At 34.6% G+C, this 25,008-nt stretch carries 24 protein-coding genes; 2 read left to right on the top strand and 22 right to left on the bottom strand.

The window, feature by feature from the left end; genetic code table 11:
* Nucleotides 1-67: 67 nt before the first annotated feature.
* From wecB to VHP32_07130, 18 genes are all read right to left on the bottom strand, one after another.
* Nucleotides 68-1,216, bottom strand: a complete 1,149-nt coding sequence (gene wecB / locus VHP32_07215) for a UDP-N-acetylglucosamine 2-epimerase (non-hydrolyzing) (GenBank protein ID HEX2787679.1) — start codon at nt 1,214-1,216, stop codon at nt 68-70.
* Between the two features lie 164 nt (nt 1,217-1,380).
* Complete coding sequence (locus VHP32_07210; GenBank protein ID HEX2787678.1) at nt 1,381-3,273, bottom strand: glycosyltransferase family 2 protein; 1,893 nt, start codon at nt 3,271-3,273, stop codon at nt 1,381-1,383.
* A gap of 16 nt (nt 3,274-3,289) precedes the next feature.
* Nucleotides 3,290-4,738: a glycosyltransferase gene (locus VHP32_07205; GenBank protein ID HEX2787677.1), complete on the bottom strand. Its 1,449-nt coding sequence runs from the start codon at nt 4,736-4,738 to the stop codon at nt 3,290-3,292.
* 22 nt (nt 4,739-4,760) lie between these two features.
* Entirely contained in the window at nt 4,761-6,401 is a 1,641-nt protein-coding gene (locus VHP32_07200) for a tetratricopeptide repeat protein (GenBank protein ID HEX2787676.1), read from the bottom strand.
* Nucleotides 6,402-6,541: 140 nt separating this feature from the next.
* Entirely contained in the window at nt 6,542-7,438 is an 897-nt protein-coding gene (locus tag VHP32_07195; GenBank protein HEX2787675.1) for a helical backbone metal receptor, read from the bottom strand.
* 490 nt (nt 7,439-7,928) lie between these two features.
* The gene (locus tag VHP32_07190; protein HEX2787674.1) at nt 7,929-8,372 is read right to left on the bottom strand and encodes a VOC family protein; all 444 of its coding nucleotides are present in this window, start codon (nt 8,370-8,372) and stop codon (nt 7,929-7,931) included.
* Between the two features lie 79 nt (nt 8,373-8,451).
* Nucleotides 8,452-9,234 carry a CHAD domain-containing protein gene (locus VHP32_07185; GenBank protein HEX2787673.1) on the bottom strand — a complete coding sequence of 261 codons (783 nt, stop codon included), beginning with the start codon at nt 9,232-9,234 and terminating at the stop codon, nt 8,452-8,454.
* A gap of 78 nt (nt 9,235-9,312) precedes the next feature.
* Nucleotides 9,313-9,816: a GNAT family N-acetyltransferase gene (locus VHP32_07180; protein HEX2787672.1), complete on the bottom strand. Its 504-nt coding sequence runs from the start codon at nt 9,814-9,816 to the stop codon at nt 9,313-9,315.
* A gap of 30 nt (nt 9,817-9,846) precedes the next feature.
* Nucleotides 9,847-10,389: a hypothetical protein gene (locus tag VHP32_07175; protein HEX2787671.1), complete on the bottom strand. Its 543-nt coding sequence runs from the start codon at nt 10,387-10,389 to the stop codon at nt 9,847-9,849.
* 75 nt (nt 10,390-10,464) lie between these two features.
* Nucleotides 10,465-11,673, bottom strand: a complete 1,209-nt coding sequence (locus VHP32_07170) for an amino acid permease (GenBank protein ID HEX2787670.1) — start codon at nt 11,671-11,673, stop codon at nt 10,465-10,467.
* Nucleotides 11,674-11,725: 52 nt separating this feature from the next.
* Nucleotides 11,726-11,926 (bottom strand): helix-turn-helix transcriptional regulator, encoded by a 201-nt coding sequence (locus tag VHP32_07165; GenBank protein ID HEX2787669.1) that lies wholly within the window; start codon nt 11,924-11,926, stop codon nt 11,726-11,728.
* Nucleotides 11,927-11,930: 4 nt separating this feature from the next.
* Nucleotides 11,931-12,341, bottom strand: a complete 411-nt coding sequence (locus VHP32_07160; protein ID HEX2787668.1) for a hypothetical protein — start codon at nt 12,339-12,341, stop codon at nt 11,931-11,933.
* A 118-nt stretch (nt 12,342-12,459) separates the two neighbouring features.
* A complete protein-coding gene (locus VHP32_07155) occupies nt 12,460-12,882 on the bottom strand; it encodes a response regulator (GenBank protein ID HEX2787667.1) in 423 nt (140 codons plus the stop codon).
* Nucleotides 12,879-15,017, bottom strand: coding sequence for a PAS domain S-box protein (locus VHP32_07150; GenBank protein ID HEX2787666.1), 2,139 nt, complete (start codon nt 15,015-15,017; stop codon nt 12,879-12,881). Before VHP32_07150 ends, VHP32_07155 begins: the two co-directional genes overlap by 4 nt.
* Before the next feature lie 11 nt (nt 15,018-15,028).
* Nucleotides 15,029-15,649 (bottom strand): redoxin domain-containing protein, encoded by a 621-nt coding sequence (locus VHP32_07145; GenBank protein HEX2787665.1) that lies wholly within the window; start codon nt 15,647-15,649, stop codon nt 15,029-15,031.
* Nucleotides 15,650-15,828: 179 nt separating this feature from the next.
* Entirely contained in the window at nt 15,829-16,503 is a 675-nt protein-coding gene (locus VHP32_07140) for a hypothetical protein (protein ID HEX2787664.1), read from the bottom strand.
* 10 nt (nt 16,504-16,513) lie between these two features.
* Complete coding sequence (locus VHP32_07135) at nt 16,514-17,209, bottom strand: hypothetical protein (GenBank protein HEX2787663.1); 696 nt, start codon at nt 17,207-17,209, stop codon at nt 16,514-16,516.
* Between the two features lie 412 nt (nt 17,210-17,621).
* Nucleotides 17,622-18,806, bottom strand: a complete 1,185-nt coding sequence (locus VHP32_07130; GenBank protein HEX2787662.1) for an asparagine synthetase B — start codon at nt 18,804-18,806, stop codon at nt 17,622-17,624.
* A gap of 195 nt (nt 18,807-19,001) precedes the next feature.
* On the opposite strand from VHP32_07130, the gene tsaD reads away from it, so the two are divergent.
* Both tsaD and VHP32_07120 read left to right on the top strand, forming a co-directional pair.
* Nucleotides 19,002-20,021: a tRNA (adenosine(37)-N6)-threonylcarbamoyltransferase complex transferase subunit TsaD gene (gene tsaD / locus VHP32_07125; protein ID HEX2787661.1), complete on the top strand. Its 1,020-nt coding sequence runs from the start codon at nt 19,002-19,004 to the stop codon at nt 20,019-20,021.
* A gap of 12 nt (nt 20,022-20,033) precedes the next feature.
* Nucleotides 20,034-20,684 (top strand): hypothetical protein, encoded by a 651-nt coding sequence (locus tag VHP32_07120; protein ID HEX2787660.1) that lies wholly within the window; start codon nt 20,034-20,036, stop codon nt 20,682-20,684.
* Nucleotides 20,685-20,953: 269 nt separating this feature from the next.
* Here the strand turns inward: VHP32_07120 and VHP32_07115 are convergent, their stop codons facing one another.
* The 4 genes from VHP32_07115 to VHP32_07100 form a co-directional block, all read right to left on the bottom strand.
* The gene (locus tag VHP32_07115) at nt 20,954-21,793 is read right to left on the bottom strand and encodes an NlpC/P60 family protein (GenBank protein ID HEX2787659.1); all 840 of its coding nucleotides are present in this window, start codon (nt 21,791-21,793) and stop codon (nt 20,954-20,956) included.
* Nucleotides 21,794-21,935: 142 nt separating this feature from the next.
* On the bottom strand, nt 21,936-23,198 hold the full coding sequence (locus VHP32_07110) for a T9SS type A sorting domain-containing protein (protein ID HEX2787658.1): 1,263 nt from the start codon (nt 23,196-23,198) through the stop codon (nt 21,936-21,938).
* A gap of 261 nt (nt 23,199-23,459) precedes the next feature.
* Entirely contained in the window at nt 23,460-24,776 is a 1,317-nt protein-coding gene (locus VHP32_07105) for a T9SS type A sorting domain-containing protein (GenBank protein HEX2787657.1), read from the bottom strand.
* Nucleotides 24,773-25,008: hypothetical protein (locus VHP32_07100; GenBank protein HEX2787656.1), on the bottom strand; the 236-nt coding region annotated here is incomplete at its 5' end. The genes VHP32_07105 and VHP32_07100, both read right to left, overlap by 4 nt.

Below are 25,008 nucleotides of genomic sequence, written 5' to 3'. Positions count from 1 at the left end.
CTTCTTTATTCAAAATTCAAAGCCGGTATCCTTTCTCAAGGGATAGCCGGCTTTTTGCTATGAAAATCTATGAATAAAAATTTTTCATTGCTTCGTAAATCAATTCACTTGTATTGCCGTAGCCATAAGTGTAATTAAATTTGCCAAAGTTTTTATTTCTATAATCTTCAGACTCATCAAGGAATGCAGTCACTTTATTATCCTCAAAAGGCAGAAGCTTTGCATTCTTGCCGAGAACTTCCGGTCTTTCGGTTACTTTTCTCAACACACCGCATGGAACGTTGAAAAAGAGTGATTCCTCCTGCAAGCCGCCGGAATCTGTTAAGATTGTATGGCTTTTTCTTACCAGACCAAGCATTTCGAAATAGTCATGTATAGGCTCTCGAACAATTAGATTCTCCGGATACTTTCCGCCAAATACACTGTTAAAATTATTTTTTACCAAAGGATTAGGATGTATTAAGTGTAATACATATTTTTCCTTTTCGTTATCGTGAACAACTTTATTTAAAATTTTCGCATAATCAGAAACATTACCCCAGTTTTCTCTTCTGTGCAATGTGCTCAAAATGAAGTTTCCTTCATAAGCGCTGTCTTTAATTAAACCTTCATTCATCAATGTTATAATTGCATCATTAACTGTGTTGCCGACAACATAGCATTTGTTGCTCTTGATTCCCTCTCTTATAAGGTTATCGTAGCTGATGTTAGTCGGGCAGAAATTCATTGTTGCAGCCCTTCCGATTGATTCTCTCACGAACTCTTCAGGGAATGGATTTAAATGGTCAAAAGTTCTCAAACCGGCTTCAACATGAAATACCGGAATCTGGTTATAAAATCCCCAGATTGCGCCGCAATATGCAGAAGTAGTATCACCTTGAACGATGACACCGGCAACTTCGTTTTTCTTTATTACTGACTTATCTGTGAAAGCTAAGTTAAGTTCATTTAATGTATGTGAAATAAATTGGTTAAGGTCGGTTGACCTGTTTTTAATTTCATTTAAAACAACTTCAGGAGTAATTCCCAGATGTTTTAATATATCGCCCGAAATTTGCTGTTGTGATGTATTCACGAGAACAGGAAAAAATTCATCTGACTTTTGTAGTATTCTATATAATACAAAAAGTTTTATTATTTCAGGACGTGTTCCAAAAACAATAAGAACTATCTTTTTGTTTTTGAAGGATTCAGGGTTTAAGTTATTTTCTTTCATTTACTAATTTGATTAACAGTTATTATACTAATTACAATTTATATGCCAAAGTTTTTATAGATATTTAGGGGATAGCTGATATGAAAAAAGAAAATCCCGCTCTGACTTTTATCAGAGCAGGATTTATTTTTAAGCAAGTATGAAGGATAAAAAATTTATTAATTTTAGTAATGCTCAGTTGAATCCCAGACTACTTTATCTTTTGTTTGTCTGTAAACTTTCACAGCTCTCATCATTGCGAATAAGTTGACTATGTTATCGATTATCATTCTGAATATGCTGAAGAATGCATATCTGAATCCATACCAGTTATATGTGAAAGCGAATCTGTGGAATATCCTTACTACCATAAAGAAAGTCGCTGCAAGCATCAGATACCATAGTGGTGATGTTGTTCCGACTATCGGCTTCAGCATAGGGCTAGAGTATCCCAGCGCAAGTGTTACAGCGTAAACTATGAAGTATATCAGACATAAGTAAGATAACGCAGTTCCGACGAAGCTGAGAATCGATTTTCTGTCTCTCAGTAAGAAATATTTCGTTTTCATTGAACCGCCCCATCCGTGAATTTTCCAATTCTGGAAAACTATTCCGGCTAACCATCTTGAACGCTGTTTTACTGAACCCCAGAATGTATTAGGGAAGTATTCACCTGTTGCAATTCTTGTGTTTCCGTGCTCTCTGTCTGTCTTTAAGTTTACAAATGATGTTTTAAAGCCAAGCTTATAGAATCTTAAACCAAGCTCATAATCTTCCGTTAAGTTAGCATCGTTAAATATCGGATATTTCTTCTTTTCCTTAAGGTTAATTTCACGTTTTTTAGGACGCATGACAACCGGAACTGTTTGTCCTGTAGATTCAACGGTTCTCTGCTCTTCAATGAAGTCCGGAGAAATCATTGGCTTCTCTTCGACTTTCTCCTCTTTCTTTTCTATAGTTTCAGTTATCTTGGTTTCAGTAACTTTTTCTTTTTCCAGTCCTGGTACTACTAATTCAGTCGTATCGGATATTAATTTATTTTCTTTTAACTGATTATAAAATGACTCAAATAATTTTTTGTATAAGTCATCCTGGCTTTGTTTAACCTGTTGGGTTGTCTCTTCAACTTTTGTTTCAGTTTTGGCAAATTGTTCAATTTGTTCTGAAAGCTGCTGCTGAATTTCAGAAATATCCGAAGTTGTATCTTCAGCAGTTGAGTTTAAAGATTTTATTTTATCATCTATGGAAGAAAGTTTATCATAAATATTTTTTGATTTTTGTTGTGCTTCTTTTTTAGTTTGTTCTACTCGTCCTGCAACAGTCGGTTTCTTTTCTTCTTGTTTTACCGGTTCTTTTAGTTTTACTTCGACTTTTTGTTTCTTTTCAGCGGAAGGTGCTTTTACAATTTCTTCCTGTTGTTTTTCAAAAACAAGTCCGGTTTTTTCAAAAATTTTCTTTTCTTCTGGAGATTTTTTTTCGTATATGTTTTTAACTCTATCCTCAATTTCCTTAATCATATCTTCAACAGAAAGATTTGACTTAGGTTCGTTAATTTCTTCAGAAAGAAGCGGAATATCAAAGTCATTTTCTTTGACGTTTTCTTTAACCGTTTCTGTTTCTACTGTTGTCTCATCGACGAATAAATCGTTTTCAGGAATTATGTCGGCATCTATCAATTGCTTAAAGAACCTGTCGAACATATTATCATACTTCCCTGCCATCTTTAAATAATCATGATACTCATCAAGCAATTCGTTTGACGGTACAACGTCACCATACTCAAGATTCAAAAACTTCTGAAAGCTTTTTCTGTCGGCAACTTCATTCTCAAAAGGAAACTCGCCCAATCCATAAAGTTCTTTTAATACAAGAGACTTTACCAAAAGCTTAAGGTCAAAAGACTTATCCAGTTCCGCGGCATCTTTCACAGTATCTTCGATGGGAGCAATAAGACCGTTCCAGTTTATTGCCTGGTCAATCTTTGCGAGGACATGACCATTGTGCTGCCTTACGTGCTTCCTGAGCAAGTCAACGCTGCTCTGTGCAATTTCTATGTCCGTAATTTGATAGCTGCTCATTTTATTGTTTTTAAATTCACTTTATAGTTTTTCGCAATTTCTGTGCCATTGTCTTAGCTTCATCAATGGTTTTAAAGTCACCGATAATAATTCTATATGAATTATTTCCTTGTGAAATCAGTACCTTATTACTTTTTGCGTAATTTTTTATTACGCCAAGTCTTGCGTTCGCCTGCTCAATACTTCCAAAAGCAGATTCTTGAATTCTAATCGTTCCGTCTTTATATTCGTCAATAACAATGTTTAAGTTAACATCAGGATTTCTTTTAGCAATATTATTAATATCGAAATTCATAATATCACCCGATGAAGCCGTAACATTGGAATTACTGACAAGATGATTATTAATAACCTTTCCGGTTTGTTTTGAACCCTGCTGACCTTTTAATACCGCTGCAGTACCCGGAATTATATTTTTGTCATTTGAAGGACTTGTAGTTGCATTATTTACAAACAGCACAAACATACTACCTAAGAATATCATTGCAAGGATAAGGACACTCATCATTCTGACAGGTGATGAGCTTTTATCGTTTTTGCTTTTTTCAGGATCGTCATATCCCGGAATCGGAATATCTTCATATTGCGGATACGGGTCTTCTTCCTGAAACTCTTTACTTTCATTTAGCTTGCTGATTTCTTCCTGTTCATCATCAGAATAATATTTCATAATGTTTGAACCGGTAACAGGTCCTTTGATGCCCATAGCTTTTCTGCGTGCTTCAATTTTCTTTTCTGTTTCAAGAGACTGTGACTCAAGATAATGGAATGCTTTTCTGTTAAAAGCCATACCCGTTCCTGCAAACGGTATATAAGAACCAATTGTCTGGCGAACAATCATATCTTTTGTGTGCAGTTCCGCAAACGCGTCACACATGGTTCTGTGAAACATCTTTCCTAAACGCGATTTAATCGGGATAACAGGCACCTGAACGGCATAATTACCTTTATACATAATAAGATAATTAAAAAGCTTTAGTGATAGCGGATGTATAAAATCTTCCGCATCATGGATTAAGATAATATCAAACTCGCCGAATTGCTTTTCATATTCCTTCACGCAAGTAAAAGCGTTGTTAAGATTATCGGCTTTTGTTGTAGGACCGTCCTGCGGATTCAAACAAAGAACAACCCGCTGGTCTTTTCTTGCCATTTCTCTAACAACTTTTACTGTTTTAAGGTCATTCGGATATACCGCAAGAAAGAACTTATAATTCTGATAACGCATCTTCTTGAGAGCAATAGTCAGAGTTCGTCCGATTACCTTATCTTCGTGCCATGCACCAATCATAATGGCGATTGATTTTTCCGGCTTTGAAATCATTTCGGAAAAGCTCGGTATGTTTCTCTTGTATTTTCTTCTGTAGAACCAGAACATTATGTCCATAAAAAGGTCGTCTATACCGCTGACGACCAGAAGGACTACCGTTACCCAGAGAATTACGTGAAATATTTCTGTAACCATGATAGTTTAGTATTAAACTTTTTTAAAACTGGGAGAAATATCCCAGTAAAAATCCCACTCTAAATTGGAACGTATTTTGTGATTCCTGTGAGAAATAAATTTTATTTGTTGCCTCAGCGAACAAAGTAGGAAAATATTTTATGTTAGGCTGGAAACCAACTCCGCCTGCAAATTCTATATAATTATTATAAGGTAAATTCTGTGAATCTACATTACCTTGTTGTCTTAAATAAAATTCAAAATTTGAATATCCACCCATCATAAACCTTAATCCTTCTTTTAAATATCCCTGACCAAACATATTTCTGAACTTGTAATCATACAAGATTGCACCATAAAACTGCAGGTATAAATATTCTTTCTTCGTTATACCGGGGTTTAAGAATGTTGGAGCACTTCCGAAAGTATTTCCAAAAGATAAAATCGGTTTAAAGTTAAAGCTGTTCTTTTCACGGTCAATTTGTCTTACATATCCTGCGCGGACCTCGAAAGACATATAAGAAGTTATCGAATATCTCACATAACCGCCTGCCTCAACATATCTGTCATTCAGAATATTCTGCGCAGTTGAACGGCTGTCCAAAAACGCATCTACATAAATACCCATATTAAGATTTTTAGCTACACCGAATCCGTATTTACCAAGAAAGTTTGATATATAATTCTTCTGATATGTATCGTAAATATTATAAAAATATATATCAACGGTCTGCGGAATGCCTGAACCGCTTCTCATATTGTTTATTGTTGTTATAGAACTGTTTGCCTGGTTTTTTTCTTCCATACTTGCAGAATTGTTAGCAACATACTGGAATCTCTCTTTAGCTCGTGTATACTGCTGAACGTCATAATATAAATATGCTAACTGCATCTGAACTTTCGTATCGTTTGGATTAGAAATTAAATATTGTTCAAAGTAAGGAATTGCCGCATCTTTAAAGCCCTGGTTTAATAATGTATATGCTTTGTTGAGATTATCATTTCCGATGCTTGAAGAATAAACCGGTGTCGTTCCCGTAATAGTAGTCTGTGTCTTTGGATTTAAAATTGTATTTATGTCAGCTATTTCGGTTGTTGCAATTTTCAATTCATCTGATTTTAATGATGCACCGTATACTTTGTTAAAATACTCAAGAGCTTTAGTATAATCACCTTTGCTTTTGTAAATATAGCCCAGCTGAAGCATAGTCTTTGTATCGCTTGGATTATTTCTTACCTGCTCTTCGAATATAACAGCCGCTTCATTTACCTTGCCTGCATTGAAAAGATTATATGCTTCGTCAAGTCGGCTGATTGTTGGATTGGAACCGGTTGAATTCATCATATCGAGTTCCGTTCTGGCTGCTGCAATGTCATCAGTATTAGGTGAGTTGTTCACAACATACTCGAAATATTTTTTCGCAACACCATTGTTTCCGAGATTCTTGTGTATGTAAGCAAGCTGGAGAATGATTTTAATTTCTCCGGGATTTCTTGTCACATATTCTTCAAAAACTATTGCTGCTTCCGAATTGTTACCTTCATTCAGCAATTGATAACCTCTTTCAAGGTCAGGGTCGCTTTGTGAAAGTGCAATGTTTGCGAAAGCTACCGTAAAAAGCAATATTAAGATGCTTGTTTTGATTTTAAAGCTTTTAGTTATGTTTTTTTCCAGGGTTTTCATAATTTTTTAAACTTTCGGGTTATTTAATGCATAAACCGTGCCAAAAATATGTTTAATCCCTGTTATGTAATATATTGATTTTTAACGAACTTAGATAGGTAGCAATTCTTAACAAATTTACTAATAGTTTGGATACTATATTATTGTTTTAGCTTATATTTAATGTATTGCACAGCATCTAAAATGCGTGGTCCGGGACGAAAGAATAAATTTTCGTCGATAATTATAATTCTATCGTTTTTTATTGCATTTGTTATGCCCAATTTTGATTTGAGTTCAGTAATATATTTTTCATTTGCTGATACATTAGAAGTATCACCGGGCAAGATAATGTAATCGGGATTTTTTGATATTACATCCTCATAATTAATCTGAGGGTACTGAACAATTCCCTCCTCATAAATATTTTTTAATCCCGCAAGACCGGTAATCTCATTCAGAAAAGTATTTTTATTTGCGGTCATCAAAGGATTTACACCAACAACAATAAAAACATTTTTATCCTGCAGCGGATTTTTATTGTTGTCATTAATAATTTGGGATTTCAGATTTATAAGCGAATCGGTAAGATGTTTTGTTGACTCATCTTTTCCCGTTGCCTGACCATGAGCGTCTATCATTCTGATTATGTCATCAAAAGTCCTTGGATTATGCACCATAAGTTTAAAACCCAAATCTGATAAAGCTTTATAAAGCGGGCGTGAGGTTTCTTCAACTGTCAACAAAATTAAATCCGGCTTCAATGCTGTAATCATTTCATAATTCGGATTTGTGTATCCGCCCAATTTTGTTTTTGATGAAACTTGCGGAGGATAATCACAAAAGTCCGTGACACCAACAAGCAGACTGTCTGCATCAATAAAATAAATTGACTCGGTAATATTTGGCGCAAGTGAAATAATTTTTTTAGGCAGAGTATCAAATGAAATTTCTTCTCCTAAATCATCCTTTACTTTAATGCGCGGTGTTTCAGAAACTTGCGTAGATTTGTTACACGATATGAAAAAAAATAAAAAAAATATCAGTATTTTTTTCACAAGGTTAATATTTATGGGGATTTTTAAAATATAACTTAATAATAAGCTTTTTTAATTCCAATTATGAAATTAAGTTAAAAACTTTAATAAAAAAACGGGTGTTTAAATCTTTAAACACCCGTTTATGATTAGAAAATTAAAATCCGGTAAGTACAGGATTTATTCTATAAAAAAAATCCGAAGACAAATAAAAGAAGAAATCTCGGAACGTTTGATTCATTAGAAGCCGCAAAGAAGCACGAACGCGAGATTCAATATTTCAAAAGACACTAATTATTTTTTGGAAATTTTCGCAGTTTTAAATAGCTGTGCAGTCCCAATAGTCAGGAAGGTTAACCATACCAAATATAAAGGCATAAAAGAATTAAAAGTTTCTTCAACATTTAATAACAAAGCAAGAAACATTTGAAGTATTGCCGTGATTATAATTCCTGTTGTCCCAATGATGTAAAATGAATTTAATTTTTTCATATACATTTATACGAAAATTTTAGTTTCCCTGTTTCATCATTTCATCTGAACGGCGTTTCAATTCTTCGGGAGAAACATCTTCGATATGTGTTGATATATACCATTGAATCCCTGCTTTGTCTTTAACTCCTCCACTGCGGTCTCCATAGAACTGGTCTTTTGGTTCCTGCATTGACTCTGCGCCTGCCTCCAAAGCTTTTTTATAAACAGCATCTACATCCTTAACGTATACATACAACATTGCCGGCAAAGGCTGATATGGTCCGCCTGCTTCACCAAGCATAATTATCGAATCACCTATCTTTATTTCTCCATGAGCAACCGTGCCATCGGGCATAGCCATTCTCATAATTTCTTCTGCATTAAAAACTTTTTTTGCAAATTCCATTACTCCTGCGGCATCTTTTACCACGAGAAAAGGAGTAACTGTGTGAAACATATCCGGTTGATATTTTACTGCCATAAGATTTAGTTTTTGATTTTAATTTAATAAATATATTAAGAGGGACTTATAAACTCAACTCAAATTATTTTAAAAAAATCTATAAAACAGCTTTCTTAAGAAAATTAACAGTGTTTGAATCTATTTTTTTAATATAATCCTTACTCTGTTTCTTTAAATCATTCATCACAGCTGAATCTGAAAACCCGGTTGAAGTTAATAAATCAATAGTGATTTCAGTATCGTGCCATTTACCAATAATCTCCTGCAGATTATCAAAATATTTGGCATTCAGTTTAATTTTTTTTATAAACGGTTTATTTAAAATCGAATAAACATAAAGCAATTGTTTTATGTTTTTCCTTGATTTATGTAACTCTGCCGGTTTCTTATAGCTTTTGAAAATTTTATTTATTTTTTTCAACTGTTTTTTATATAAATCCAAAATCTTTTTGCTTTCAGCATCATATAGTAATTTCATCAATGATTTATGATTTTTGCTAATTTTATCTGCATAAAAAATCATATCATTGCAAAATTTACTCGATTGTTCTTGTAAAATTGTCTTTTGTTTATCTTTGAAATCAGAATTTTCGGTCTTAAATTTATCGAGCAACTGAAGATTTATATGTGCATTTCTTATCCTTCCTGCATTTTTAAAAATCTTTTTTACAGACATAAATTTTTTTCTGAATCTTTTATCATCATAATTATTCCAGCTGCATTCTTTTAAAAGCATAAATAGAGCTTCCAATTTTTTTATTTCAACTCTGAGTTTATGAAGTTCCTCAGGATTTTCAGCAACACAAAAATTATATAAATGAGTAAACATCGCCTCCCAATGTCTATTAAAATATTTTTCTTGCTTTTTCTTTTTCAGCATTTATTTATATATCAGAGAAAAATATGACAATTATTTTGCTAATTTAAGGCGATTAAATGAGTTAATTAAAATTTAACATTAACTTAGATGCAGATGATAACGCTGCTCTATTACAAATTTACCGAAAGCGTCTGATTTTTTTTCTTCGGAGAGCTCAAATCCATATTTTTTGTAGAGATGTGAAGCAGTTACAAGTTCTTTGGTTGTCCAGAGATATGCGGATTTATAATTTTTATTTTTAATGTGCTGTAAAAATAACTCCATCAGTTTATTCCCCAAGCCAATACCTCTATATTCGGGAAGTATTATGAAATATCTGAACTGCGCCGCATCACCCCGATGCTCTGATAGAAGAAATCCGATTATTTTGTTCTGATGTTCACAAATCCATACTTTATCATACTCTTTGTTATATTTGCGATAAAATTCAACCAGACCTTCGGCAACATATACCTCAAATTCAATTCCGTAATTATATTCTTTCTTATACATGTCGCCATGAAGATGAATTATATAACCAATGTCGCCCGGTTTCACTTCGGTTCGGATTAAAATGTCTTCAAGATTTAATATTCGCGGCATCAGATAATAATACGACTATTCTTTTTCTTTTCATTTAAATTTATCTGCAATCCAGAAGTATGACTTTATCAATTCTTCAAACTTTGGATAATATTTTTCATATTCGTCTTTATCACGTGAAGTAATTATGATCAAAACGGTTCCAGTTGCGCCCGGAATGTAAGCAACAGCTTCCGTATTATCATCTTTATCATTTGAGAAACTAAGAACTTTTGCAATTTTACCATCTTTAAGAGCAATATCTTTTTGTAAGACAATTTTCAAATCGGGTGATTGTTCTCTGAACTTGGAAGTATCATAACTTATTAACTCATCAACATTATTTTGCCCTTTTACATAAGTTGCAAAATTTGCGTACATAACAGTCGTTCCATTTGCCCAGCTTGAACCAACTGGATAAAACACCGCATGGATTCCTTGATCCACTCCCGATTCATTATCAAGAACCCATCCTTTGGGTGCTGTTAATGAATATGCGTGGTTTTCTCCATAAATAATTCCTGAGTTATTATCCTGTGCAAAAGAGATATTTGCAATAAACAGCAAAAGTAGTGCAAGAAATTTTAATTTCATATTTGGATTTTAATTTGCGGGATGAATTAAGTTAAAGAAATTAATTTTTGAATGCAACAACTCAGATGATTCAGATTACAGCAAATTTGAAATGTTGTAGAAAAATAAAACAAGAATTAATACAATTCCAAAAACACTGATTACGGGTATGTTTTTAACACTGAACGGGATTTTATTCGGACGTTCGATTCGCGGGTGATTAATTCTTAATACTATCACCGAAACATTAACGATTAAAAACGTTGCATAAATAAAAATATTCGCAATGCGGGCAATTGTCTCGATATTTCCTATCAATGCAAACCCGCACATTACAATCAGAACCAAAATAAGAGCGCTGACAGGAGTATTCCTGGTTTTTGAGATATAAGCGAAACGTTTTAAAGCTTTAGTTTCCTGTGACATATTAAGCAAAACCCTCGAACTCCCGAGCATATTAGATAAGATTGTATTTGAAGTAGAAAATAATGCTACAATTGAGATGATTATGACACCTGTTTGTCCGTATGATGTGAAGATTACATCAGCAAGAGGACTTTCCGATGCACCAAGTTCTTCTGAAGGAAGAACACTCACAACAGAAATTGCAACTAAAGTATAAATTGCAAAAACAATTGCCCCTGCAAGAAATAATGCCTTTGGAATATTTTTGGTGGGATTTTTAGTTTCTTCCGATAGCTTTACTATTTCTTCAAATCCTAAGTAAGCAAAAAAAGCGAGAGCCGAGCCTGCAAAAAGCCCGTTTAGACCATTGGATGAAAATCCGAAATAATTCACACTCCCTATAGAAGGAATTGCGGAGTAGATAACAAAAACCAGTCCGCTAAATTCAATCACTGTAAATATAATATTTAGGAACGAAGATTCCCTTATGCCTGAAGCATTAACTAAAAAAATTATAATTATTATAGAGAGAGACCCCATAAGCAAATCAATTCCAATGAGTGCAAGCAAGTATCCGGCAAAACCCACTGAAACTGTTGCACCGCTTATTATTCCGTTTGTTGAAATCAGGAAACCAAGAATTAATCCCGTCTTTTTCCCGAAAGCTTTTCTTGCATAAACATATTCACCACCTGCTTTAGGAAGCATCGAACTTAACTCGGCATATGAGAATGCAGTAAATAATGCAGTGACTGAAGCGATTCCAAAGGCAAGCCAGGTTAAATTTCCTGACCAGCCGGCAACTTTTCCTATTAAAGTATATATGCCCGCACCTAAAATCGATCCGACTCCAAAAAATATGCATTCACCAAGCCCTAATGTTCGCTTTAATTTAGCCATTAATTAACATAAATTTATTTTTAAAACATAACAGTTACATTTATAGTTTATTTCAATCGCTTTCTTCAAGAATAAAAATTTCTTCAACCGGTGTTTCGAAAACCTTTGCCATTTTTAATGCAAGCAATGTTGATGGAATAAACTTCCCTGTTTCAATTGAATTTACTGCCTGACGTGAGACTTTTATTTTTTCCGCAAGCTCTGCCTGAGTCCAATTTTTTTTTGCGCGTTCAACTTTTATTGTGTTTTTCATTTAGTCAGGAATATTTTTTTCTTGTTATCGCAAGACCTATAAAATAAAACACAAACATAAATGGAATGAGGTGCCGGTAGTCCCAATCCTCTTTATTAAGCGTGATAACAAGACTTATCATTCCCAAAGTCATAATTAAAAGTAATCCGAGCGCAAAAGCAATTGCAGATGCCTCAAGATAAATCCGGCGTTGAAGTTCATCCATAAGACTTACATTTTTAATAAAACTAATAATTACCCATACAAAAGCAGCTGATGGCAGCAAGGCAATTATGAGACCGGTTGGATTACCTGCCGCAAATTCTTTTAAAACAGTTCGGCATATAATGTAAATTACAACCCATGTAATTACCGGTATCAGCATTCGTTTTTTAATGGCTGTTCTATTTAGTGTTTCAAAGTTGATGTTGTTCATACTTTTGATTTTTTATTTAAAAGTAAATAGAACATAGCTAAATGTCAAGTATATTTGACTTATAGTCGTATATAATTGCACTAAATTTTATTTAAAATGAAATTTTATTTCAGGATAGTTAATCCAATGAATTAACGTTTTCGCGAATAGCGTCAGTGGTAAGTGGTTTTATAATATAATCTGTTATGTTTTGATTAGTTTTTGCTTTATCTTTATCGTGAGGATTTACCGAAGATGAAAGTATATAAACCTTAACAAGATTTCTAACTTCAGGATTAAATTTTTCAAATTCTTCCATAAACTCCCACCCGTTCATTTCCGGCATGTTAATATCCAAGTAAAGTATAGTATTATTTTTTTCAGCAACGGAAAAAACTTCTTCCAGATACTTTAAGCCTTCTTCCGGGTTTGTAAACGTGCGTATGTATGCCTCAGGAATAGTTTTCTTTATGCTGAGATGACAAAGCTTATTGTTTATCGGGTCATCATCTATTATTATGAAATCTGTTCTTTGCGGCATAAACCTATATTGTGAATTCATATACTATTAACTGGTTCGTTAATCAAAACTGTTTTTTCTTGTTTTTGAGAGTCCTTATTAAAATCAATAATAAATTCCGTTCCAACGTTAACTTCGCTTTTAACAAAAATTGTTCCCTTAAGAGATTCAACCTGAGTTTTTACCATAAATAATCCTATGCCTTTTCCTTCAACATGATTATGGAATCTTTTATATAATCCAAAAACCATTGAGCTCTTTTTATCTAAGTCCATTCCCAAACCGTTGTCCTTAAATATAAGACGAATTTTTTCATCTTTTTTATAGCTTTTTATTTCTATCAGGCAAGGCACGTGCGGTTTCTTATATTTAATACTGTTTGAAATAAGATTGTAAAATATGCTGTACATGTAACTCTTCAAAGTCATCATTTCATCTATTTCTCTGAAATCTGATTTTATCTCAACACTATCCGGGTTTATTAAGTTACCTATGCTCATTGTTACGTCTTTGATTATGCTTGAGAATTTCACAAGCTCGTTTTCCTGTGCAGATTCTTTTTTAATCAATAATATGTTATTCAAATCAAGTATGACTTCATCAAGTTTTTTAACTGAAGTCGAAAGGTCATCGATAATCATCTGGCGTTCTTCTTCATCAAGGTTTAAATCAGTTAGCACATCTGCCGTTCCTTTTATGTTCGCAACAGGAGCGCGAAGATTATGCGAAACAATGTATCCGAACTGCTCAAGGTCTTTGTTATGCTGAATCAAATCTTCAGTAATCTTTGCTCGTTCTAATTCATCTTGTTTACGTTTTGTTATGTCTGTAAGTTTTAAAACTATTCCAAAAATCTTTTCTTTTGTAATGATCGGAAAATATTGCGCATTATACCAAATCTCGATGTTGCCTTTATGATAGCTTAAATCATAATCAACCGTATTTCCATTCAATACATTCTCAAGAGTTGCCACTAACGTTGCTTGCTGGCTCTTGTTAAAATACTCAATGAAATAATCGCTTTCTGTAAGCGCGCGGTGAAGCTGTTTATAAGCAAATTTCTGTGCAGGTTCATTGAACGAAACAAGCCTGAACTCAGGGTCAAGTAATATATATGCGGTATCGGTATTGTTAAAAATAGTATTAAGGTTCGCTTCAGATTTTTTCAGTGATTCTTCATGCATTTTTCGTTCGGTGATATCCTGAATAATTCCAATCACTTTAGGAATCTCATTATCAAAAACCGGTTTGCCCTGAATATTTATAATCTTTGACGCAGCTCTGTTTGTATGAATTCTGCATTCGTGAGTAAACGGCTCGCTCTTCATTATGCATTTAAGAATCAATTGCATAACTTCTTCTTTATCATCGGGATGAATCATGTTGTAAAATATCTCATACCTTGTTGTATTCATATCTGTTCTGCGTCCGAATATCCTCGACATTTCATCCGACCATAAAAACTTATCGGTGTTCATGCAATATTCCCAATTTCCGATTGTTGCAATACGATGAGCTTCCTTTAATCTCTCATTGCTGGCTTTTAAATCTTCACTCATTTCAAGCAAAGCTTCTTTTTGTTTTTCAGCTTCCTGAAGCTTGCCGATTTCAAAGCTTTGTCTTATATGTTCAAGACTTGTGTTTTTAAGATAATAAGCCCAGTACCCGCACAACACAAATACTGCTGTAGCAAGTATTCCGTGAATTACAAACGTCTGCAAAGTCATATATTCAAGCTGTGTAAAATAAATCTGTTCATAACCGGTATATTGCAGATAGCCGAAAACTGCGTGGTGAATGACAACCACAAGCGCAAGCGGAATCTGGAGCTTCCAGTTTTGGTATAAAATAAGAATCGCACTTCCGATAAAAGCAAAGAAATGCATTTCAAACAATCCGTGCATCTGATAAATAAACTGCGCCATGTAAAATCCCAGTATCGTGCTAAGTACATACTGATACAAAGTGGAGTTCGGCAATGCAATTTTAGTTATATAATACGCAACAAGCGACAAGCCTCCGACCCCTATTGCTATGAGCCACGTATCATAATAAAACGCAAGTATTAAACCGATAACGAAATAACTGATTAAAAAATAATTCACCAGCATATCGGCTTTTTTCTTTATCTGGAGTAAAAACTCCTGCGTGTACTTTGCTTGTATGGTATTTTCCATTTAGTGTATGTTTAATTATCCGATGTTGGAATTTCACAGCCGTAGCTCTTTAATGCTGCTTCACTGAATACAGGGTTTGGTGTATTGTTTAAGACAGAGTCAATTGCCATTAAAGCAAAGTTCGTGTTTTTGTCTGTGCAATAACGGCTTCTGTTATAATTTCCTCTGTAATACAATTTATGATTTTTATCTATAATGACTGCCTGTGGAGTTGAATAAACGCCGCACATTTCCGCAAGTTGTTCATCAAAGAAAACAGGGATGTTCAGATTAAGGTCATCCTGAATATCTTCAACAGTATAGTTTTCATCTGTGAGAGCAACTGCTACGAATTTTATTTTATCCTTATATTGTTTGGCAAGAGTTCTGAATTCAGGAATGTTAAACTTTGAACAGGGACAATCGGGATTGAAAAAATGAACGAAGACAGGTTTATCTTCCTTTGAAAGTTCTTCTAAATTATATGAGACATTTTTGACCTGGGAGAGAGATATGAATTCACCGGGTTTGACTTCATGATATCCTTCAGGCACGGGTGTAGGCAGGGTATATTTCAATTCATTTTGCCAGAATAAATATGAAATTGTACCTAATATGAGTGTTAAGCTAAATATGACTAACCCCAGTCTCATTTCACATTCGCTTTGCTTTGATATTTACTTAAAAAAGCAAATTTACTTTAATTTACAAGCAAATCCACACTAATTTACTTGAAATAATTATATGAAGCAATAGGTATTTCATTGTAATCAAAGTAGTATGACTATGATTAAATTTTGACAAATCTATGAATTCCTGATAATTAACAGCTTTATTTTTTTAAAAGCTGCCTTAAGCAAACTAAATGTGATAGCAGAACTACCGGAACGATGAACGCAGGGAGCCAGATGAATGGAAAATATAGAACGCCAATGTTCGGCTGGTTGAATGCGAACATCTGAAAATCAGTTGGAGTCGAAAGCGCGGAGTTGATGATGATGTTGAATAGCAACACGAGACAGATTGCATTCCAGAAAATCAAAAAGCTTTTTCCGAGCTTTTGTTTTGTGTAACCGAAATATGCAACAAGCGGTGCGGTTACACCTGCGAGAATGTCGAAGTTACGACCTTCGAATGTCATGATTTGCGGGACAAGTCCGTTGAGAAACAACAGCAGTAAAATTATTTCAACAGGAATTCTGACTGTATGCAGATACGTCAGCCATTTTCCATCGAACGAATCGAGCAATACCCTGCCTTTGGGAAGCGCGAACAATAAAATAATTGCAAGCATCGGCGGAGCAACCGCGAATATGATTCTCGGAGGAGTTGTAAATAAAATCAGGAAAAATCCGTTGAACGATAAAAACCCAAGGAAGAAAACCCATACTAAACAAACCGCCAGCACCATATTATTTAAATTTGTTCCTTTAAAGAACAACAGCAACGTTGCTAATACCGTGAGGAAGAATAAAATGTTTATGTAAAATGGTAGATTTTCAAGCATGGAAATGGTTTTAATTAAATTTCACTTCAGGTAATCCCATTTCGACTACATATTTCAAAAAATCCCTTCCACGAGTTGTTATGGAAATTTTCTTATTAAGTACATTAACTAATTCTACATTTGATAAAAATTCAATATAATTTTCATAGGGATAAGATTTCAAATTAGGATTTTTAGAAACGGCTTCATCATAGAATGTCTTTACTGAATCTATTGTTTCATTAGTAGCTGAGTTTAAATGACGCAAAAGTTTTATTTGACTTCCAAAGATTGCCTGATAAATATTTCCAAAAAGATATTTTATATAAACAACTTCACTATATTTAAATAACGTATCAATTTTTTCCTTATCATCAGAAATACTATTTAATTCAGTTTCATTTTGAATTGAAGTTTGAAAGAAACTTCTCGTTTCGTCACTAAATAAATTTAAAACTTTTTCTAATTCTTCACTTTTAGAAATTTTACTTAGGCCATCTTTATCAACACTTAGACTAATATCTGTCATTTTATTAGGTAATTCACTTTTTTCCTGAAGTTTTATTTTTTCTTCAACGGAGTCTATAGTTTCTATACCATAATTTCCACCTTTGATTGTTTTAACTCTAGTTATTAAACTTTTAATAGGTTTATAAAAAAGAAAAATAAAAATAATAAATAATATTAAAACCAATAATGGCCAGATAATAATTTGAAGAATTTCCATAAAAAAATTAGTTTGGGCTATTAAGATGTTTAAACTTAATTTATTTATTTTAAAATTACAATGTGAAGTTTGAAATATAACGTTTTCAGCTTTTCTTTTTTGCTGCGGGGAAGAGGACGTTATTGAGGATTAGGCGGTAGCCGGGAGAGTTGCACCTGTCATGTCATCCCAGCGGAAGCTGGGATCCAGGCAAGAATTAGTTAGAATTATTATATTGTATATTCAAAAATATTGCGATAGGAAGTTTTTATGATTCTGACATTATTCCTTTTGAATTATTTATCCCTAGATTCCTGCTTTCGCAGGAAAGACAACTGAAAGTAAATCCTCGCCTGCGCGGGAATGACAAAACTCAAACTTTTTGAATATTTATCCCTAGATTCCTGCTTTCGTAGGAAAGACAAATGGCAAGTTAAGTCTTCAGCTTTTTCTTCTTCGCTGCGGGAAAGAGGACGTTATTGAGTATAAGGCGGTAGCCGGGAGAGTTGCGGAATTGCTCGAGTTCGGTTTTGGGGTCGCCGACGGCGTGCTGGTAGTCTTCAGGGTCGTGTCCGGCAAAGAACGTGAACGTTCCCCTGCCGTAGTTTCCATGAACGTAACGGACAATGTCGGTGCCTTCGTTCATTGCAAGAACGGTTACATTTTTTTTGAGCATGCTTTTTCTGAAGCCGGAAGTCTGACCGAGAAATCCGCTCACAAGCGAAGTGTGGTCTTGTGTAAGCATCGAAGGAACGGGGTCGATCTTCGCGGAGAAATCAACAAGCTTCATGTAATCGCTGTACTGCCCCATCATCAGAATTTCATTCGTGGGGTCGATATCGGAGTATTCATACACATATGGGTTAAGCTCGATTTTGTAATTCTCGAACGCAATGCCCTGAGAAAAATCAAGCTTGTCATTTGCCGCAGGATCGAACGGATCACCGTCATACATCGCATCGGCAATGTCGGTGCCCTCGGTTGCAAGAGAAATATCAAACGTATCGGTTGCAGAACACATCGTGAACAAAAATCCGCCATTGGCAATAAACTCTTTAAGCTTTTTCACGACTGCGCGCTTTAAAGTAGAAACTTTCTGAAAGCCAAGTTTTCGCGCCATCGTTTCGTTAATCTGCTTTTGCTCGAGATACCACGGCGATGAACCGAACGTTCCGAAAAATTTTCCATACTGCCCGGTAAAATCTTCATGATGCAGATGAAGCCAGTCGTAATTTTTAAGCTTGTCCTGTAAAACTTCCTCATCCCATAGCTTCTCATAAGGAATTTCGGCATAGTCAAGCGCAAGCTGAACGGCATCATCCCACGGAAGCGCATTCGGCGGAACATAAACGGCAATCTTCGCAACTTTTTCGAGACGCACGACGTCCATATTTTTGGTTTCATCTTTCACGTCGGCATAAAGCTGCGCGGTTGCGGTGCCATCAAGCGGCTCGAAGTAAACGCCCTTTTGACTGCATTCATCTGCAAGCGCAGAAGAATAATCAAAAAGAAACGACCCTCCGCGATAGTTCAGAAGCCAGTCAAGCTCACGGTTATTCAGCAAATGCCGATAAGCGATGCCGTATGCTTTGAGGTGATTTGTCTGCTCCATCTCCATGGGAATGAGCAATTTGTTCTGCGCGAACAGATTTGAAGACGCGGATAGGAATATAATTTGGATGAGAAAAAATATATTTTTACTACTGAGTTTCAAAGTCTGTAAAGTTCTTAAAGTTTATAAAGTTAAAAACGTAAAACGGCAAACGTAAAATAAAAACGTCTAAATTGTTTTACGTTTTACATTTTACGTTTTATGAGAATATTAGCCATAGAGACATCTTGCGATGAAACATCTGTTTCAATATTAGAAAATAAAAAGATACTTTCAAATGTAATATCTTCACAGTTATTTCACTCCGAGTGGGGCGGAGTTGTTCCCGAAATTGCCAGCCGAGAGCATTTAAAAAACATTGTTTTAGTTACAAATAAAGCGTTGAATAAAGCTCAGGTTTCTATGAATGACATAGAGATTGTTGCTGCTGCTTCAGAGCCGGGATTAATTGGAGCATTGCTTGTGGGATTAAATTATGCAAAAGCAATTGCTGTGAGCAAAAATATTCCTTTTGTGCCGGTGAATCATATTCAGGCGCATTTGTATTCACCGTTTATCGAACATAATATTGAATTTCCTTATCTGTGCCTGATTGTTTCAGGAGGGCATACATTACTTGTGAAAGTCGATGATTTTTTTCAACATACGATTTTAGGCACTACGCTTGATGATGCGGCGGGCGAGGCATTCGACAAAGGCGCAAAGATGCTCGGTCTTGGATATCCCGGCGGACCGATGATTGACAAGCTTGCAAAAACAGGTGATAAGAATTTTCATAAATTCCCTATTTCGGTTACGAAAGATAATGAGTTTGATTTTTCCTTCTCGGGAATTAAAACTGCTCTTATGTATTATCTTAAAAAGCTCCGCGATGAAGATAAAGATGAGACTTTTTTAAACGACATCTGCGCTTCATATCAGGAAGCAATCGTTAAAATGTTGTTCAATAAAACTTTATCTGCAGCCAAGGAATATAAAATCAAAAATATAGCGATTGCCGGAGGCGTATCGGCGAACTCAAGATTAAAAGAAAAATTTGATGAATTGAACAAATCGGGTTATAATGTGCAAATACCCTCCATTCAGTTCACGATGGACAATGCCGCGATGATTGGAATAACCGCATATTTTAGGTATGAAAATTCGAAAAATAAGAGTTATTTTTACAGAGAGAGTTTAAATCACAGTGCAAAAGCAAGATTGGATTATGTTAATTTTTAACTTAAAAAATAAATGAAAGTTAAAAAACTGAATTTATTCACCAATAATCTCACATCCCAAAAACATTTCTATTGCGATACACTCAGCATTCCATTGAACTTTGAATCTGAAACAGAAATTTCACTTAAAATCGGAGACTCCGAACTGATTTTCACACACACCGATAACAAACATAGGAATTATCATTTTGCAATTAACATTCCTTTCAATCAAGTGAGTGAAGCTTACGACTGGCTTAAATCAAAAACAAAAATACTTCCTTTTCACGATAAAGAAATTGTAGATTTCAAAAATTGGAATGCAGAGTCAATTTATTTTTACGACATGAACAATAACATCGTTGAACTGATTGCAAGAAAAAATCTGGGAATTGTCAGCAATAATAAATTTGACGGGAAAAATTTTTTAAGCATCAGCGAAGTCGGCTTGCCGGTATTTCATCTAAAAGCAACCATTGAATATCTTAAACTTAATTTTGATTTACCCGTTTTCGATTGCGACTATGAGCGGTTTTGCGCTGTCGGCGATGAAGAAGGAATGTTTATCGTAATAGATTCAAAAGAGAAAAAATGGATTCCAAACGATGACGATGCTTATCCGCATGAATTCATTGTTGAGTTTGAAAATAATGGGATGGATTATAATCTCAACTTCGAGCAATAAACACTAATGTTACTTTCTTTTCAAAGATGAAAAGAAAGTAACCAAAGAAAAATCTTTCGCTTTTGAAAAATCTCCTAAATTTTTTAAATATTTGCTGCAAAATTCAAACTCGTCGCAAGCTCCTCAAACAGCGAATTTTGCTTAACACAAATATTTAAAAATTCTTAACGGTGATTTTTCAAAGGCGGTTTTGCAAATAAATACCTTTAAACCAAAAAGCCGATTTTAAATATCGGCTTTTGTGTTATAACTATAAAGAATAGAAAAATTTATTGTATTATTCTCATTCCGTGGCTCATTCTTTCAAAATACCATGAACCGTTTTTGAACGGCCTGATATGAACACCGCAAGGAATATGCTTGCCGTTGGCATCCACAACTTCACTCCCGTGACTGTCAATAATCAAAGGAACATTATCGGGTGAATTTCCTATTGAGCCAACCCAGATTACAACATGCGAAACTCCTCCTTTCCATGTTCTTATGAAAAGCAAATCACCAGGCTGGAAAGTACTTACAAAGTCCTCGTATGTTGCTGGACGGCTTATTCTCTGTGCGGAATGAATAATTCCCCTGCTCTCCGCGCTTAAATTAAAGTCCTTCGATTGCTTCACCGTGTTGCTTACAAGCTTCACACCAAGTCCGATGTTATAAACAAATGCAGTGAAATTACTGCAGTCAAAACCTTTTCCGTTTTTATGCATGCAAGTTTTACTCCATTTAAAATCGGCAGGAGGGTCCCAGTAAGGAACGTGATGGTGCTGGTAACCGTATCCGATATATGTTTCCGCTACAGCAATAATACGCTGGCGAATCCAATCAATTGATTTGCCGTTTATTATCTCAGGATAAGAATAATGAGTCGCTTGCGGACCCCACGTGCTGTTTTTCCATCCTGAAGAATACCATTTTGAATAAGGAATACTTGCTGATTTTTCGGGATTGCCTCGTTCGGTATGTAATATATCATAAAGAAGCGAATCTGTTGAGTATGAAAAGTTAATCGAATAAGGCGAGATGTAACCGCTTTGGGCTAAAGTTAAATTGGCATTGAATATGCCAATGAAAGCAGCAACAAAAATGAAACCAAATTTAGAAAAATATTTCATCCGTAATAGTAAATGAGTTTATATGATGAGATAATTTAAGAAAAGGTTTGCTTCTTTTATATAAACAATTAATTACCTTTACAAAAAAAAATGCCGTTCCCTCTTTCGAAGGAACGGCATTCGGTTGTAATAACCACCAAATTTATTTGATTAACGACATCTTTTTGGTTTCGGTATAATTTCCGGCAGTTAATCTGTAGAAATAAACACCGCTGTTTAAATTCTTTCCATCGAAAGTATATTCGTAAGTACCTGCATTTAAGTTTCCATTAACCAGAAGTGCAATTTCTTTTCCTGTCATATCATAAACTGCAAGTTTCACATTTTGTGACTGAGGAATTGCAAAATTTATCTTTGTTGAAGGATTGAACGGATTAGGATAATTCTGTGATAAATTGAATTTTTCAGGAACTTCTGAATTATGATTTGTAATTCCGACACTTGCCATATTCGACATGAAAGCTGCAGCAGTTGCAGACGTTCCGATTTCACCTACTATAAATCCGTTTGTAATTATCGGAGTTGATACTCCATATAAATGACGGGTTGTGAAAGGCATTGTAGTTTGTAATGCCCAGGTTAATCCACCATCGTGAGATGTAAGGATAGTTCCGTTATCACCTACAGCAACAACAGTGAAATCAATGCCATTAAATGCTGCATCAACTTTTCTTAAATGTTCTGCAGTTGCGAAATGGTTAATTCGAGTCCAGCTATGCCCGGCATTTGTTGAACGAAGAACTGTTCCGTTATTTCCAACAATAATTGCAGTTGTGGGAGTAAGGAATTTCACAGAATTCAGGTAATCAAATATTCCCTGATTTTGTAAATTTCTCTGTGTCCAGTTAGTTCCAAAGTTTGTTGTTCTGTATAATCTTCCGTCAACACAAGTAATAATAGCAGTTCCATCAACGAAATAATCAGGAGATGGATCCAAGCTGTTCATTGTATAAGGAATCTGTGTTACAGGAGGATTCCATACCCCGGGTGAAGGGGAAATGTAAAACGCTCCATTGTATCCGACAGCCCATATAGAACCGCCTACAAGTTTAACACAGTTCAAATGAATATCATTTGCCAAACTCATATCAGTCCAGGTAGTTCCGTTATCAATTGTAAGATAAGCTGCTCCATAAGAACCAACTGCAAAAGCACTTCCAAAACCATATTGGTCAATTGATTTGAACCATTTGCCCGGAACGGTGTGAACAACTTCCCAATTTGCAGCTGCATCACCTGTCTTTAAGATAGAGCCCTGCTCACCGCAAGCAAATCCATTGAAGTTTCCAAAAAAGCTTACATCATATAAAGTGTAAGGAAAGTTTGTATTAAATTCTGTCCATTGAGATTGAGCAGAACTAACTCCCAGCAAGAATATGAATACAATAAGTAGAATTTTTTTCATAGCAGTATGTTTATGTTACTTCAGGGTGAGTTTTTTAAATTTTAGTAGCTCAATCTAAAAATAATTTATTAAAATATCAATTCTTTAAAGTAATATTTCCATTAAAAAAACTTTTATTTGCAGTTGATAATTTAATATCAATTGTTTTTATAACTAAAATATAGTCTAATTACTAATGTTTTCTTAATTTTATTGTATTTTAACTATAAAAAAGCCCGTTTAACGGGCTTTCTTATTAACTATCTTATAAAAAAAAAGAGGTTACTTTATAAGCATCATTTTTTTTACTTCACTAAAGTTGTCTGAGATTAGTTTATAATAATAAATCCCGCTTGCCAGATTATTGGCATTAAATTTAAATTTGTATTTCCCTTCGGGAAGAGTTTCATTAACTAATTCAGAAACTATTTTTCCGTTTATATCATAAACAAATAATTTCACATCTGACCTTTGACCTTTGACAGTGAATTCAATGGTTGTAGATGGATTAAACGGATTTGGATAATTTTGCTTTAAATCAAAATTCTTCACTTGTTGCGGTTCATAAGTGATAGATGTCGTTCCTGCTGTTTTAAAAGTAATTCTTCTCGGAGCAATACCGGTTGCAAATGTCTGCTCAAGTCCACCTGCAATACCGTATATATTCACTGCTCCGTTAATTGTGAAATTCTTCGCATCCATTACGTAATGCTTGCCGTTTGTATAATCAAAATTGTATCCGTAAAAATAAACCGCTGCCGGATTTGGATTATTGATGATATGCGTAACGGTGCGCGACGATAAATTTAACCTTGTTATTCCATTTATGTAATTAATGTAATAAATGTTATCCGAATTTCTATCTACAGCTATGTCTTTATCAAAACCATTTTCAGCTGCAAATGAGTCAAGTTTCTGATGAGTAACAGGGTCAACTTTATAAATTTTCCCCTGACCGCCCGGACACCCTATCAAAAGTTTGTTATCATTTGTAAGAGCAAGGGATGAAGGGTCTTTAGTGACATTAATAGTCGCTATAACGGAATCCGTTAATGTATTTATAACCGAAACCGTTGAATCGCTTGCTCCGCCAAACTCGCTTGTGTTGCACACAAAAACTTTATTATTATACGCAATGATTTCCTGAGGATATGCACCAACGGTTATTGTTTTTACAGTATTGAAATTATTTATATCAAGGACAATTACCTGATGAGCAGAGCCATTAGTTGTATAAATTTTGCCATTTGAAATTGCAAGCGAATATGGATTAGTTCCGAATGTACGCGAATTAATAACCGTTCCGTTTGTATCAAGCTTATAGATTTTTCCCTGACCGCCAAAGCTCCCCTGCTCAAGCACATATAAAAAGTTTTCATGATAGACTAATCCATCGGAATACAATCCAAGATTACCGGGTGAAAAAACACTCGCAGTAAAATTATTATCCGGAATTGAATACATAGACAACCTTGAGGAACCTGCCGAGAAACCGCCCTCAGAAAGAATGTATGCTTTTCTTATTTGAGCGAAAGAATGATCGGTAAACAAAAATGCAAATATTAAAAAACCCAGAACTAATGGAAAATATTTTTTCATAATGAATATTTAAGATTAAAAGTTAATAGATAATTTCTGAGTGGAAGAGGATAACCTGATATAAGCTGGTAATCCGTATTTGTAAGATTATTAAATTCAAATTTTATTTGTCCATGAACATTTTCAAGGATTAAATCATAAAATATGTTTCCGTCGATAACCGATGCAGGTTTTAATGCATTAAGGTTTTCAGAATCCGAAAATCTTCTGCCGAAGTATGAATAAAAGAAAT

The organism is Ignavibacteria bacterium (assembly GCA_036262055.1).
GTDB lineage: Bacteria > Bacteroidota > Ignavibacteria > Tepidaquicellales > Tepidaquicellaceae > DATAJP01.
Note: the sequence above shows the minus strand (reverse complement) of the source record. Positions and strands in the feature narration are given on the sequence as shown.

Coding starts and splice junctions, on each gene's coding strand:
- wecB (HEX2787679.1), bottom strand. CDS start 1,216: ATGAAAGAAAATAACTTAAACCCTGAATCCTTCAAAAACAAAAAGATA.
- VHP32_07210 (HEX2787678.1), bottom strand. CDS start 3,273: ATGAGCAGCTATCAAATTACGGACATAGAAATTGCACAGAGCAGCGTT.
- VHP32_07205 (HEX2787677.1), bottom strand. CDS start 4,738: ATGGTTACAGAAATATTTCACGTAATTCTCTGGGTAACGGTAGTCCTT.
- VHP32_07200 (HEX2787676.1), bottom strand. CDS start 6,401: ATGAAAACCCTGGAAAAAAACATAACTAAAAGCTTTAAAATCAAAACA.
- VHP32_07190 (HEX2787674.1), bottom strand. CDS start 8,372: ATGGCAGTAAAATATCAACCGGATATGTTTCACACAGTTACTCCTTTT.
- VHP32_07185 (HEX2787673.1), bottom strand. CDS start 9,234: ATGCTGAAAAAGAAAAAGCAAGAAAAATATTTTAATAGACATTGGGAG.
- VHP32_07180 (HEX2787672.1), bottom strand. CDS start 9,816: ATGCCGCGAATATTAAATCTTGAAGACATTTTAATCCGAACCGAAGTG.
- VHP32_07175 (HEX2787671.1), bottom strand. CDS start 10,389: ATGAAATTAAAATTTCTTGCACTACTTTTGCTGTTTATTGCAAATATC.
- VHP32_07170 (HEX2787670.1), bottom strand. CDS start 11,673: ATGGCTAAATTAAAGCGAACATTAGGGCTTGGTGAATGCATATTTTTT.
- VHP32_07165 (HEX2787669.1), bottom strand. CDS start 11,926: ATGAAAAACACAATAAAAGTTGAACGCGCAAAAAAAAATTGGACTCAG.
- VHP32_07160 (HEX2787668.1), bottom strand. CDS start 12,341: ATGAACAACATCAACTTTGAAACACTAAATAGAACAGCCATTAAAAAA.
- VHP32_07155 (HEX2787667.1), bottom strand. CDS start 12,882: ATGAATTCACAATATAGGTTTATGCCGCAAAGAACAGATTTCATAATA.
- VHP32_07150 (HEX2787666.1), bottom strand. CDS start 15,017: ATGGAAAATACCATACAAGCAAAGTACACGCAGGAGTTTTTACTCCAG.
- VHP32_07145 (HEX2787665.1), bottom strand. CDS start 15,649: ATGAGACTGGGGTTAGTCATATTTAGCTTAACACTCATATTAGGTACA.
- VHP32_07140 (HEX2787664.1), bottom strand. CDS start 16,503: ATGCTTGAAAATCTACCATTTTACATAAACATTTTATTCTTCCTCACG.
- VHP32_07135 (HEX2787663.1), bottom strand. CDS start 17,209: ATGGAAATTCTTCAAATTATTATCTGGCCATTATTGGTTTTAATATTA.
- VHP32_07130 (HEX2787662.1), bottom strand. CDS start 18,806: ATGGAGATGGAGCAGACAAATCACCTCAAAGCATACGGCATCGCTTAT.
- tsaD (HEX2787661.1), top strand. CDS start 19,002: ATGAGAATATTAGCCATAGAGACATCTTGCGATGAAACATCTGTTTCA.
- VHP32_07120 (HEX2787660.1), top strand. CDS start 20,034: ATGAAAGTTAAAAAACTGAATTTATTCACCAATAATCTCACATCCCAA.
- VHP32_07115 (HEX2787659.1), bottom strand. CDS start 21,793: ATGAAATATTTTTCTAAATTTGGTTTCATTTTTGTTGCTGCTTTCATT.
- VHP32_07110 (HEX2787658.1), bottom strand. CDS start 23,198: ATGAAAAAAATTCTACTTATTGTATTCATATTCTTGCTGGGAGTTAGT.
- VHP32_07105 (HEX2787657.1), bottom strand. CDS start 24,776: ATGAAAAAATATTTTCCATTAGTTCTGGGTTTTTTAATATTTGCATTT.